Raw genomic sequence first — 12,194 nt, forward strand, 5'->3', positions numbered from 1 at the left:
GTAAATAGTCGCCTACCGATCGCCCCGCCCCCAGATAGTGGCGCTCCTTCAACTGCCCATCGAACCATTCGATTTCTTCGGGAGAACTGGCAATCGAAACTTCCAGTCCGCAATCCCTTGCCCCATCGGCTCTTAAATGGAAAAGCTGTTTCATCGAGCCTATGGCATCGAAAAAGTCGCCTCATGTCTAGCCTTTCTTTCCCTCCCTGGCGCAGAATCACTTGGCCGTTCATAAAAAAAGACCCTGCTCTCTCCCTCCCCTGCCCAGGCATTCGCCTTGACGAACCGCTCCTCCCCCGCTAATCGTGGATTCCACGAAGAGGCTCTCGCCGGAACCGGGAGGGGTTGCCGCCCGCTGCGTCGAAGGCCATCCGACAAGACGATGTTTCCCCCGCGCGAACGGTTGTGGTTCTGTTTGCGGGCACAACCGAAACGAGAGCGCATCGCCTACGAATCGCTTCTCCGACTCGAGGAGGTAGAGGCTCTCTTGCCCTTGATCCGCTACTGCCGGCTCCGGCAAGGCAAACGCATTCGGACGACCGAGCCGCTCTTTCCCGGCTACCTCTTCGCCTGCTTCCAGCCGCTCGTGCGCCTCAACGCGGTCCGCTACGCCCAAGGGGTAGCCAAGATCGTCCAGTTCGGAGGCCAATACCCCCACATTCCCGACGCAGCAGTCAACCATCTGCGCCAGCTCCTGGGCCCCGAGAACCTTCTCACCTTCGAATGCCGTCCCGAGCCGGGCATGGAGGTCAAAATCGGCGCGGGACCGTTCCGCGGCATCGACGCCATCGTCCGGGAATACCTCCCCGGCAAGGAACGCGTCCGCATCCTTTTCGACTGGCTCGGCCGGCGGATCGAAACCGAAGTCTCCGCGGCGGACGTATTGCTTCCCGATTCCCAGTTTCCGCGCACGCTGGCGATGGGAACGGCGCCATTCTCTCCCAAGCAGGAGAAGCCCGCCTCGTGAGCCTCCCCGCCCCGCCGAAGCCGAAGCCTTCGGACAGGCGCCTCCTCCGCTGGATCGCCTTTCTCGCCTATGCCCTGCTCCTGCTTTCCCTTTCGAGCATTCCAGGGCCGAACTTGCCGCAGGAGCTGGGCCGGGTAAACGACAAGCTCCTCCACGGCGCCGCCTATTCGGGAGCCGGCCTGCTTGCACGCCTGGCCACAGGAAGCATGCTCGGGGCTACCGCCGCCGTCGCGATCCTGGGTGCGGTGGACGAGAACTACCAGCGGCTCATTCCGGGGCGGACACCCGATCCACGCGACTGGGCAGCTGATCTTGTCGGCGGCTTCTCGGGCGCCCTCCTGACGGCCTTGGTCGAACGATGCCGAAACCGCAAGCGCGCTCGCCGCGACCAGACCGGCGAGCCGACGCCGACCCGGTGAAACGAGCGGAAATCCGCGAAGATGGATAGGCTTGTTTCCGATCCTAGTTTTCTTCTTCCTTCCCTCCCCTCTCTGCCTGGCTCGAGACGGCCTCTCCCCTCGGCTTTCCGAAAAGAAGACGTGCATTCGCACAGGCCTCGCCGTACCGTTGGCGGTTTTATGGCGTTTCGCGACCTAGTTCTGAGTTCTCCCATTCTCGAAGCCATCCGCGAAGCCGGATACACGGAACCGACTCCGATCCAGGCGGCGGCGATCCCGCCCATCCTGGCGGGTCACGATCTGATCGGCATCGCGCAGACCGGCACCGGCAAGACCGCCGCCTTCTCCTGGCCCGTCTTGACCAAGCTTTCCGAGCAGCCCCCCCAGGGGGGTCGTCGGGCGCCTCGGGCGCTCATCCTTGCGCCAACCCGCGAGCTGGCCGCCCAGATCCAGGAGAACATCCGCGCCTATGGGAAGCACCTCCCGCTGCGCGCGGCCTCGGTCTTCGGGGGCGTGAGCGAGCGTCCGCAGATCGAAGCCCTCCGCTCCGGCGTCGACCTCCTGGTCGCCTGCCCAGGCCGACTCCTCGATCTCCATGGACAAGGCTATGGCGATCTTTCCGCAATCCGTTATCTGGTCCTCGACGAGGCCGACCGGATGCTCGACATGGGCTTCTTGCCCGCCATCCGGCAGATTCTCCGGAAGCTGCCGCGCGAGCGTCAAACCCTCCTCTTCTCCGCGACCCTCTCCCCTGAGATCGAATCGCTCGCCCGGGAGTTTCTCCGCTCGCCCAAGTTGGTCGAAATCGGCCGCCGATCGAATCCGGCCCAGACGGTCGCCCAGTTCGTCTACGAGGTAGCCCCTCACCTCAAGACCGCCCTGCTCTTGCATCTCCTCAAGGACCCCAAGCTCGACATGGTTTTGGTCTTTGCCCGGACCAAGCACCGAGCCGATCGCCTGGCCCGCCAGCTCGAGCGGAGCGGAGTCAAGACGGCCACCCTCCACTCGAATCGCTCCCAGAGCCAGCGGATGCGGGCGCTGCGGGATTTCAAGGCGGGAGCCGCCCGTCTGCTGGTGGCGACCGACATCGCCTCCCGAGGAATCGACGTCGACGGGATCTCGCATGTGGTCAATTTCGATCTTCCCCAGAATCCCGAGGATTACGTCCACCGGATCGGCCGGACCGGACGAGCCCAGGCGATCGGGGACGCGATCAGCTTCGTGAGCCCGGAGGAGCGGGGTCCGCTCCGCTCACTCGAGCGCTTCCTCGGACGAGGCATCCCCCGCAAGCAGGCCGAGGGTTTCCACCATGACGTTCCGGCACCGGAGCCCTCCGCCCGGGAAGAGCGGACGCAGGCCAGTTCCGAGCGCCCGCTCCGGCCGAGCCGCGCTCCCCGGGCCTGGACCAGAGCTCCCCGAGCGCGCCGTTCCCCGGTTTGATCGGCCTACGGAGCGGGTGCACGGGCTCTCCTCGCCTGCTACTGGCTCGCGGAATAGGGCGTGAGGACATATCTGGGGATCCGCTCCGCCAGCCTAAACCCAAGCGCCCCCGAAGGAAGTCTGCGGCGCTCTACGCGATAGGCGGCTTTCCGCCCCGATCCCGTGCCACCTGCTCGGAGATCCAGGCGTAGGTGAGCGCAACCCCCTTTTCCAACGGCTGCGAGGGCGCCCAGCCGAGCTTTTCCCGGATGAGCCGGTTGTCCGAGTTCCTTCCCCGGACCCCCAAGGGGCCCGGGATATGTCGGATCGAGATCTTCTTTCCCGCTACCTGCGCGATCATCTGAGCCAAGTCGTTGATCCGGATCATCTCCTCGGAGCCGACGTTGACCGGCCCAGGGAAATCCGAGCGCATCAGCCGGCAGGTCGCCTCCAAGCACTCGTCGATGTAGAGGAAGGAGCGGGTCTGCTGTCCATCCCCCCAAACCTCGATCTCCCCGTCCTCGGGGGTCTGCGCGATCTTCCGGCAGAGGGCGGCGGGCGCCTTCTCGCGGCCTCCCCTCCAGGTCCCTTCCGGCCCGAAGATGTTATGGTAGCGGGCCACCCTTACCTCCATCCCGTAGTTCCGGGCGAAGGCGAGGTAGAGATGCTCGCTGAAGAGCTTCTCCCAGCCATACTCGCTGTCGGGAGCGGCCGGGTAGGCGCTCTCCTCGCTGCAGAGGGGATTCTCGGGGTTTTCCTGGTTGTAGGCCGGATACATGCAGGCGGAGGAGGAGTAGAAGATCCGCTTGATCCGCCTCCTCCGGCAAGCATCGAGCATGTTGAGGTTGATCGTCGCCGAATTGTGGAGAATGTCGGCATCATTCTCCCCCGTAAAAACAAAGCCAGCTCCCCCCATGTCGGCCGCAAGCTGATAGACCTCGTCAAAACCCCGGTCGACGACAAGCCGGCAGAAATCCTGGTCCCGCAAATCCCCCTGCACGAAATCGTCGGCCTCGGTCGGGGCGAACTCCGGGAACTTGAGATCGACCCCTCGGACCCAAAAGCCCTCTCTCTTGAGCCTCCGTACCAAGTGGCTCCCGATGAACCCTCCCGCTCCGCAAACCAGTGCATCCGGCATGATTCCTCCTTGTTGCTCCGCTTTTGATCCTCCTCTTCTGAAGCCGGAGGATCCGTTGGTCAAGTCCACGCAAAGCCCGAAAACGCTCCTCCTCCCGAGGATCGAGTGCTATCCCCCTCCTTTCCGAGAGACCAGCTCCTTGATCGCCCGCTCCATCCCGGAAAGGGCCGCCCCCCGTGACCACCGTGCCTCCGCGTAGTTGCGGCCGGCCATCCCCATCCTCCGCCGCCGCTCGGGATCGCGCCAGAGCGAAAGAACCGCTCCCGCCAGCGCGCTTCCCTCCTCCGGCGCAACGCTCAGCCCCGCTCCCGCCTCCTCCGCCACCCGCGCCACCTCGCTCCCCGGGCTCACCGAGGCGATCAGCGGCCTTCCCGCCGCCAAGAGGGTCATCACCTTCGAAGGAAAGACGATATCGCCCACTTCCCGTTTCTGGGTCACCAGGCAGAGATCGCTCGCCGCGAGCAGCCGGTGGAACTCCTCCCGGGGCAGGAGCGGCAGGAAGTCAAGGTTTCCGAGGCCCATCGCCCGCGCCCGCTCCTCCAGGGCCGGGCGGGCAGCCCCGTCCCCCACGAGCAGATAGAGGATCTCCGGATGGTCCCGCGTTTCCCGGGCGGCCTCGAGGACCACCTCCAAACCCTGCTTGACCCCCATGTTCCCCGAATGGACGACCAGAAAGCGGTCCTTCCATCCCCTCTCCTCGCAAAGTCCTCTCTTCTCGATCTCCAAGGGAATGGCAAAGAGGTTCGGGTCGGACCAATCGGGAAGGAGCCGGACCTTTTCCGGAGGAAATCCCTTTTCGAGGATCTTTCGCTGCATCCCCCCGGTGAGCGTGGCGACCCTTCCCGCTCCCGTGTAAGCCGCCTTTTCGAGCCCATAGAGCAGGGAAAGAAACGGGCCTGGCCGAAGCATCCCCAAATCGCGGGCGGCATCGGGCTGGAGATCGGCGACATGAAAAAGGTAGGGCACCCTCCAGACCTGGGAGAGGAGCCGCGCCGCCATGCCCAGCGCGAGCGGAGGAGAGACGACGTAGAGGAGCTCGGGCCTGTGCGTGCCCAAGGCCCGCAGCGTGGCCGACACAACGAAACTTGCCTCATGGAGGATCCGCTTCCTGGCGTCGACCCGCGCCGGCACGTAAAGAGGGCAGCGCAGGATCCGGACGCCGTTCCGCTCTTCGGCCACGAACCCCCGGCCCCGGTACTCCTCGGCTATCTTCCACTGGGGATAGTAGGGGAGCCCCGTAACCATCGTCACCTCATGGCCTTGGCTCGCCAGGTACTCGCAGCGGCCGGCGTTAAAGACGGCGATCCCCGTCTCCTCCGGCCAGTAGTTGATGCCCAGGAAAAGAATCCGCATGGTTTGCCTGTTCTCCGGCCAACCGGGGAAAGCCGCCTTCGCCGGAGGCCGTCCGCGAACCCGTGCATCCTAAGGCCTTCGGCCCGTTTGGCGAACCTAATGTGCCTCCAATCCGGGGATTTCCGCGAGAGGGAAATCGAAGGAATCGCGGCCTGCTGTCGCCTGCTTGTCTCACAAAGTTCGTACCCGAGGCGCGGGCCGATGGGCATGGATGCAAGGCGGGCCGCAGGTTTCCCCCGGAGTTCTACGACGACATACTGATTGCGAGGAGGGCCAAAAACCCAAGTCCCAACGAAGCAGACAGGTCCATTGCGCAAGCCGCAGGAGAACGCTTGGGAGAGATGCAGGATGGATCCATTCCGTTTGCCCATCCCACCCTTTCGTATTATAAAAAATAGGTTGTGGACTGGCCCCAAACCCTCACACTCCTCGGTGGACTGGCGGCCCTCCTCTTCGGCCTCTTCCATCAGTTCGACAAACGCTTCGAGCAGTTCGACAAACGCTTCGAGCAGTTCGACAAACGCTTCGAGCAGGTCGATAAACGCTTCGAGCAGGTCGATAAACGCTTCGAGCAGGTCGATAAGAGAATCGATGACCTTCGAGCGGAGATGATCAACCGTTTCCAGCAGGTCGATAAGCGCTTCGAGCAGGTCGACAAGAGAATCGACGACTTACGGGCCGACACGACCAGCCGTCTCGATCGCATCGAGCGGCTCCTCGAACGCCTTCTCAAGCCGGAATTGAGCCGCTAAAGCCCGTGTTCCGGTCCGTCCTCGGGAAGGCTCTTTTCTCTCCCGCGATGCCGCTCCGTGAACCCAGGACCGCCGGGAGACGGGCGGACGAAGAAATATTTTGAACGCTGACGCCAAAAGCCGCGTCTCACCCATCAGAAACCTCGAACGAATCGTTTTCCTCCTCTAACGATTCCCGAAAGGGCGGCGCGGCAAAAACCGCGCCGTTCTTTTTTCGAAAGCGCGCCATGATGATGGCGCGGCCCCGACCTCTTCCCCTGAGCAGGACAGAACCATTCCGGTTCCCCATCCCTCCTTTCCGCGCTACAAATAGGGCATGGACTGGCCCCAAACCCTCACACTCCTCGGTGGACTGGCGGCCCTCCTCTTCGGCCTCTTCCATCAGTTCGACAAACGCTTCGAGCAGGTCGATAAACGCTTCGAGCAAGTGGATAAGAGAATCGACGACTTGCGGGCTGACACGACCAGCCGTCTCGATCGCATCGAGCGGCTCCTCGAACGCCTTCTCAAGCCGGAATTGAGCCGCTAAAGCCCGTGTTCCGGTCCGTCCTCGGGAAGGCTCTTTTCTCTCCCGCGATGCCGCTCCGTGAACCCAGGACCGCCGGGAGACGGGCGGACGAAGAAATATTTTGAACGCTGACGCCAAAAGCCGCGTCTCACCCATCAGAAACCTCGAACGAATCGTTTTCCTCCTCTAACGATTCCCGAAAGGGCGGCGCGGCAAAAACCGCGCCGTTCCTTTTTTTAGCGCTTGATCTCCGGCACGCCTTTTCCGTCCGCTCGCTTCGTTCGCCGCCCCCGATCGCGACCGGAGTGCCCCTCGGTTCCGCTGCCGCCGTTCGCCATCCGCTGGGCCACCAATGGGATGGGTCAGAATCGATCCCCGATGCGAACATTTGCTCGGCCGGGCCGGCCATCACGGAGCGACCGCCGGCGGTCCTTGCCAGCTAGCCGGCCAGCGGTCGGTTCCCCCGCGCCCTCAAGCGCCGCCGCTCCAGGGTCTCCAGCCTCTCCGAAAGGCGCTCGAGCACTTCCGCCAAGTGACCTACGGCTCGCCAGAGTCGAGCATTCTCGGAAGTGATCTCCTCCCTTTCTTCCCGAAACCAGGGCGAGGCTTCGCTTCCGGTCCCGATCCGCTCTCGGACCGTCCGCTGCGCGCGCTCGATCTCCTCCTGCAACAGAAGGGACTTCTCGACCGTCCGCTCAACCGGATCGGCGTCTGCCCGGCCGAACTGCTTTTCCGTTCGAATCGCGTCCCAATACGGCATGCAGTGCAGCCAGCCCCGCAGCAGGCGCAGATCCCGGCGGTTCTCGCCGTTTACCTCCTCTTCTTTCTTCGCACTTCGCTCCATGAGGGGAACGTACCTCAGGGCGCCGCAGGTGTAACCTATCCCTTCGGATAGTTTTTTCGCCCCCTTCTTTTCCCCATGCTCGCGCAATGCACAATCAACCCGTTCATCTGCACGAGCAAGAATTCTGCCTTCGAACCCTCACGAACGAAAAGGAAAGGGAACTCGCCTACCGGTTTCGCTATCGCATTTTCTGCCGCGCCCTCCGTTGGATCTCTCCTGCCGCGCCGGGGATCGACCGCGACCGATACGACGATGGGGCGATCCTCCTAGGTGTCTTCGACGAGTCGAGCGAGCTTCGCGCCATGGCCCGCATCCTGCTCCCGACGGGACCCTTCATGCTCGAAAGCGATTTTGCCCCGCTGCTCGCTCCCGAACACTCCGTCCGGAAGGCTCCGGACACGATCGAGATAACCCGGTTCGCGGTCGACCCTGCGGCGGCGCAGACGCGCGGACTCTCCCAGAAGCTCTCCCTCCTGCTCTACAAGGGCCTCTGCCATTGGGGACAGCTTAACGCGGTTCGTTATGCCTATCTGGTGGTCGAAAAATACTTCTTCCGCGCCATCCACCTCGCGGGTTTTCCCTGTCGCCGGATCGGACCCCTCTTCCGCTTGCCTCCGGCGAACGTCGAGTCGCTCGCCGCGATCTTCGATCTAGAACTCTTCCTCTCGGAGGCGCACGCAAAGCGCCCTCATCTGGAGGAGTGGATGAACAGAGCCCAGGATCAGAGCGCGCCCTGCTCCATCGCGAGCGCGATCGCGTGAGAGCGGTTGGAAGCCTGCAGCTTGTCCCGGATGTTCTTCACATGAAACTTCACCGTCGCCTCGCTGACGCGAAGGATCCGGCTCACCTCCCAATTACTCTTGCCCTCCCTCATCCAGCGCAATACCTCCAGCTCCCGGAGCGAGAGCGCATCGATCCGGGAGGGATTTGCGGGAACGCCGCTCACCCGAATGATCGCGCCATGGAGATGGGGCACCAGATGATGGAGCACGGAGCGGTGACGCGTCTCCCTCTCCAGCTCCCTTCCCGACGCCGAAAAAAGCGTCGCTTGGGTGGTTCCGCAATCATGGAGACCGCTGGTCAGGCCATGGACCATTCCAAAGTCCCGAGCGTCGTGGATGAAATCCCTGACTTGCTTGCTCTGCGGCCCCTGGAGCGAGGACGACCAGGAAACCATTCGCAAGCTGGCCGCGTATTGCTGAACAACGGGATCGATCCGGAAATATCCATTGCAAAGATATCGACGCAGCCACTCCTCCGGATAGTCGTGGACGGCGCTCGCCGCCAGCCGCGCCTCTTGGCGCCGGGGATCGACATGAACGACCATCGCGAGGATGCTCGCGGCGGGAATGAGATTCGCGACGCGGGCGAGGAGTCCCGGAAATCCCGCCGGATCCCGAAGGGAGGCCAGCGCATAGTCCAGTTCGAGCAACTCCCCGAGCTCCCTCTTGGTGAGAAGCGAATCCAGGGTCGCTCCCGAGCGAAACGCCCGAGAGGCGGCGGCTCGACCCACCGCAGCCAGCTCCTTCGCCATTCCCGGAATCCGCAGCCGCGAGGAGGGAGTCGTCCGGCGCTCGGTCGGATGCGCTATGGACGCATCCGGCGCGGACCCCGAATCGGCGGCTGGGAAGGAAACGCGCCGAGACTCTTGCAAGATTCCCCGCAGCCGAGATGGGCCTTCCGGGCCCGGCTCCCGCGGAGTCGCACCCGGCACGACAACTTGCTTCTCCGGCCTTTCCATTTCTTGAATCTCTCCCGCTACGCTTCCGAGCATTGGCAAACGCTTCCCGCTCTCAGGAATCGATATCCTTTTTTTATTTATTCACAAAATTTCTCTTAAACATTGCTGCCTAGGGTTGCCACCGTCAAATGCAAACACTTCGATCCGGCCCCTCGGACAATCGCGTGGCTTCACTCCTCGGCATTCCTCCTCACCCTTGCGGAAGCAGAAAGAGGGAGTCGGCGAGCTGGTAACCGACCCCTCGAATCGTTCGAATGGGATCCATTGCTTCATTCTGTTTGAGCTTCCGACGCAGATTCGAGAGATGGACGTAGATCACGGACTGCAGGGGGGTGACCCGGTTGGGCTCTCTCCAGACGTCGCGCGCGAGCATCTCCGAGGTCACCACCTCGTTGACATGCTGGATGAGATAGAGCAGAAGTTGGAATTCCTTCGCCGTCAGGGAGATCTCCCGCAACCCAAGCCAGACCCGGCGCATGCCGAGGTCGATCGTGAGGTCGCCGATGCGCTTGCGCAGCGCCGTGGTTTCGGCGTTCCGCCGCAGGAGTGCTGCGACTCGCGCGAGGAGTTCGGCCTCCGGTAAATCGAGCGAGGCCACGTCGTCGGCTCCCTTCGCCAGCGCCGTCACGGTATGCGCGGGGCAATCCCGAGGTCCCAGCACCAATTTTGCCACGGGTCGGAGAGAGCCCTGCAGGACGTCGAGCAGCTTCTTCCCGCTGCGGCCCACCGCTTCGGACCCGATGATGACCAGAGGGACCGTCTCGGTCGCCAAGCAGAAAAACGCCTCTTCGGTCGTCCGCGTGACCACGCACCGGTGTCCCTGCTTTTGAAGCGCTCGCTGCATGGTCCGGGCCCGCTTGGCTTGCCGTTCGACGATCAAGATGACCCCGGTCCCGCCGCGCTGTGGCTCCGCAACGGGCCGGTTTTCGGATTCAGCCGCGGCCATCTTCCAGGCTCCTTGCCCCCGCCCTCAAGGAAAGCGGCAGGGCACACTGGCGGGCCGGGCGGAGCGGACGGACTATGCGACCGGTTTCGATGAAAACGAGGATCATCCGTTTGTTGTCCATCATCCGGGACCCCGGCTGCGGAGGATTGCTCCGCTTAATGCGAGAGCGAAAATCGGATAGCGAATAGATGAAGCCGCGAGGCGCCGTCAACCGTTTTTGTTGTCTTAGCGGACCCAGCAGGTCCTCCCCGCAGCGACTTCTCCGCGCTCCTTGGGAGCGCCCTCTCCTCCTGGGCATGCTGCCCGATGAATCCATAAGCCGTTTTCTGCTGGGGTCTAAATTTGCCTTTGCACCATTATGACTCCATATAAATCGTCAAAGCTTACATTTAGGTTAGAACGATCGGCGAATCGTCTCGCCTCGGTGCTGCTTTTGCGGAGGGAATGCCCTCCCGCTCCTTTCCGCCGATCGACCTTATCGGACAAACTCCGTAAGGAATTCTTTAGCTTCTTGTAGTCGCCATCCAGCTTCATTCCAGGGCAAATAGCAGAGAGGATGAACCTGAGCGATCCAATCGCAATCGCGACGCGCTACGGCGTTCGGGAGTCGGTGCTCCACACGCGATTGGAGACGGAATCGGTGCTCCTGGACCTCGATTCCGGGCTCTACTTTTCCCTTAACGCGGTGGGGAGTCGAATCTGGGATCGGCTGGCGGAGGGCCCTAGAACCATCGACGAGCTACTCACCGAGATCACCAACGAGTACGAGGTTTCGCGGGAACAGGCCGAGCCGGATCTTCTGGTGCTGCTCCAAGAACTCGTCCGCTGCAAGCTGCTCGAACCCACGGATCCATGAACCGAACGTCGGACTCGGATCAGAACCGCGCCTTGCCGTCCTGGCGCGAACTCTTCCTGGTCGCCGAGGCGTGGCTGACGCTGCTCTGGGTTGCGGCGACGCTTCGCACGCGCTGGCGCAAGCGTCTGTTCGTGATGCGGTCTTTGCCAGCGGAGCGCCGGCTGACACAAACCCAGGTGCAGCGCGTCACTTGCTTGGTGAATGCGGCGGCGAACCGCCATGTGAAGCCGATGACCTGCTTGGAACGCGCCTTGACGCTGCAATCGGTCCTGAGGCGACGCGGCTGCCGGACCACCTTGCGCTTCGGAGTCCAGAAGGACGAGAACGCCGATTTGGCGGCGCATGCGTGGCTCGAAGGAGTCTCTGGCCTCGACGATCCCTTGAGTTCCCGGTTCGTCCCGCTCCAACCCCTTCAGGAACGGCCATGAGCGAGCTGGCACCACCCCGTGTCGATCTGCGGGAGCCGTCCGCATTGGTCGGCATCCTCGCGGGTGCTCGGATTTGGTGTAACCGGACGATCGCCGGACTCCCTCAACTCGGCTACCACGATCTTGACGTCGAAGTCGCTTTTCTCTCCCGGAACGATCCCGAAGCTCTGCCGCGGCACGGGAAGGGCGCGGCAGCAGTCGAAACGATCCCACTGCCCGACGCCACGGGTTTGACCGGGTGGATCGCCAAGGACGGCGGCTGGGGCGCGATCGAGGAGGATCCCAACGCTCCGCAGGACCGTGCCGTCTCGATCCGTCGCGTTCTCCCCTTTTTGGCGGCCCTCCAAGAACGGGTCACGCTCCATGCCGCCGCGACGGCCTCCGCCGCCGGCGTCTTTGCCTTTGTCGGGGAGAGCGGCGCCGGAAAGTCGACCCTTTCCCGCTGCCTCGCGGAGCTCGGCTGGCGAATCGCGGCCGACGACCTCCTCCCCTGCCGGACGCGGGAGGGTGTCGTAACCGTACCCCTCGACGAAGACCGATCGCTCCCTCTGCGGGGAATCTATTTTCTCTCCCGGAAGGAAGGCTTGCCTTGCGTCCGCCGAATCGCTCTCCCCGGAGCGGATTGCCTGAAGCGGCTGCTCGTGCACGGCTTTGGTGAGATCGCCGTGAGGAAAGCCTGGGCGGCGCAATTCGGGCTCTACGAGAAGATCGCGCGCACCGTTCCCGCCTACAATCTGGTGGAGCCGGACGCGCTGCCGCGTCTCCGCCGGAACGCCCTCGAGGTGAGCGCCCTGCTCGACGAGCCCGCAGCGCAAAGCGCTTGCCGCCTCGGGAGCGGCTGACG

14 protein-coding genes are annotated in these 12,194 nt (G+C 63.3%); 9 read left to right on the forward strand and 5 right to left on the reverse strand.

Features of this window, described 5'->3' with window-relative positions; translation table 11 throughout:
* Positions 1 to 382: 382 nt before the first annotated feature.
* From A37A_RS17995 to A37A_RS0102810, 3 genes are all read left to right on the forward strand, one after another.
* Complete coding sequence (locus tag A37A_RS17995; protein WP_018290020.1) at positions 383 to 967, forward strand: transcription termination/antitermination protein NusG; 585 nt, start codon at positions 383 to 385, stop codon at positions 965 to 967.
* Positions 964 to 1,386 (forward strand): VanZ family protein, encoded by a 423-nt coding sequence (locus A37A_RS15390; RefSeq protein ID WP_018290021.1) that lies wholly within the window; start codon positions 964 to 966, stop codon positions 1,384 to 1,386. Before A37A_RS17995 ends, A37A_RS15390 begins: the two co-directional genes overlap by 4 nt.
* 159 nt (positions 1,387 to 1,545) lie before the next feature.
* Complete coding sequence (locus A37A_RS0102810; RefSeq protein WP_018290022.1) at positions 1,546 to 2,805, forward strand: DEAD/DEAH box helicase; 1,260 nt, start codon at positions 1,546 to 1,548, stop codon at positions 2,803 to 2,805.
* 130 nt (positions 2,806 to 2,935) lie between these two features.
* Here the strand turns inward: A37A_RS0102810 and A37A_RS0102815 are convergent, their stop codons facing one another.
* Both A37A_RS0102815 and A37A_RS0102820 read right to left on the reverse strand, forming a co-directional pair.
* Positions 2,936 to 3,922 carry an NAD-dependent epimerase/dehydratase family protein gene (locus A37A_RS0102815; protein WP_026195612.1) on the reverse strand — a complete coding sequence of 329 codons (987 nt, stop codon included), beginning with the start codon at positions 3,920 to 3,922 and terminating at the stop codon, positions 2,936 to 2,938.
* Positions 3,923 to 4,030: 108 nt separating this feature from the next.
* Positions 4,031 to 5,275: a WcaI family glycosyltransferase gene (locus A37A_RS0102820; protein ID WP_018290024.1), complete on the reverse strand. Its 1,245-nt coding sequence runs from the start codon at positions 5,273 to 5,275 to the stop codon at positions 4,031 to 4,033.
* A gap of 401 nt (positions 5,276 to 5,676) precedes the next feature.
* Here A37A_RS0102820 and A37A_RS20460 point away from each other — a divergent pair, with 401 nt between their 5' ends.
* Both A37A_RS20460 and A37A_RS19905 read left to right on the forward strand, forming a co-directional pair.
* Positions 5,677 to 6,027 (forward strand): hypothetical protein, encoded by a 351-nt coding sequence (locus tag A37A_RS20460; RefSeq protein ID WP_018290026.1) that lies wholly within the window; start codon positions 5,677 to 5,679, stop codon positions 6,025 to 6,027.
* Positions 6,028 to 6,343: 316 nt separating this feature from the next.
* Positions 6,344 to 6,556: a hypothetical protein gene (locus A37A_RS19905; protein ID WP_155996446.1), complete on the forward strand. Its 213-nt coding sequence runs from the start codon at positions 6,344 to 6,346 to the stop codon at positions 6,554 to 6,556.
* Positions 6,557 to 6,974: 418 nt separating this feature from the next.
* On the opposite strand, the gene A37A_RS0102845 is transcribed toward A37A_RS19905, so the two are convergent.
* Positions 6,975 to 7,379, reverse strand: coding sequence for a hypothetical protein (locus A37A_RS0102845; protein ID WP_155996448.1), 405 nt, complete (start codon positions 7,377 to 7,379; stop codon positions 6,975 to 6,977).
* An 86-nt stretch (positions 7,380 to 7,465) separates the two neighbouring features.
* Here A37A_RS0102845 and A37A_RS18000 point away from each other — a divergent pair, with 86 nt between their 5' ends.
* Positions 7,466 to 8,140, forward strand: a complete 675-nt coding sequence (locus A37A_RS18000) for an acyl-homoserine-lactone synthase (RefSeq protein ID WP_018290030.1) — start codon at positions 7,466 to 7,468, stop codon at positions 8,138 to 8,140.
* On the opposite strand, the gene A37A_RS18005 is transcribed toward A37A_RS18000, so the two are convergent.
* Positions 8,101 to 9,153, reverse strand: coding sequence for a LuxR family transcriptional regulator (locus A37A_RS18005; RefSeq protein ID WP_018290031.1), 1,053 nt, complete (start codon positions 9,151 to 9,153; stop codon positions 8,101 to 8,103). The two genes, A37A_RS18000 and A37A_RS18005, sit on opposite strands and share 40 nt — an antisense overlap.
* Positions 9,154 to 9,310: 157 nt before the next feature.
* Entirely contained in the window at positions 9,311 to 10,066 is a 756-nt protein-coding gene (locus A37A_RS18010) for a response regulator transcription factor (protein ID WP_018290032.1), read from the reverse strand.
* A gap of 556 nt (positions 10,067 to 10,622) precedes the next feature.
* Here A37A_RS18010 and A37A_RS0102870 point away from each other — a divergent pair.
* The 3 genes from A37A_RS0102870 to A37A_RS0102880 are packed head-to-tail and all read left to right on the forward strand — an operon-like array spanning position 10,623 to position 12,192.
* Positions 10,623 to 10,922 (forward strand): PqqD family protein, encoded by a 300-nt coding sequence (locus A37A_RS0102870; protein ID WP_018290035.1) that lies wholly within the window; start codon positions 10,623 to 10,625, stop codon positions 10,920 to 10,922.
* Positions 10,919 to 11,350, forward strand: coding sequence for a lasso peptide biosynthesis B2 protein (locus A37A_RS18015; protein ID WP_018290036.1), 432 nt, complete (start codon positions 10,919 to 10,921; stop codon positions 11,348 to 11,350). Before A37A_RS0102870 ends, A37A_RS18015 begins: the two co-directional genes overlap by 4 nt.
* Positions 11,347 to 12,192 (forward strand): hypothetical protein, encoded by an 846-nt coding sequence (locus A37A_RS0102880; protein WP_018290037.1) that lies wholly within the window; start codon positions 11,347 to 11,349, stop codon positions 12,190 to 12,192. Before A37A_RS18015 ends, A37A_RS0102880 begins: the two co-directional genes overlap by 4 nt.
* Positions 12,193 to 12,194: the final 2 nt, after the last annotated feature.

This window comes from Verrucomicrobium sp. 3C (genome assembly GCF_000379365.1).
GTDB lineage: Bacteria > Verrucomicrobiota > Verrucomicrobiia > Methylacidiphilales > Methylacidiphilaceae > Methylacidimicrobium.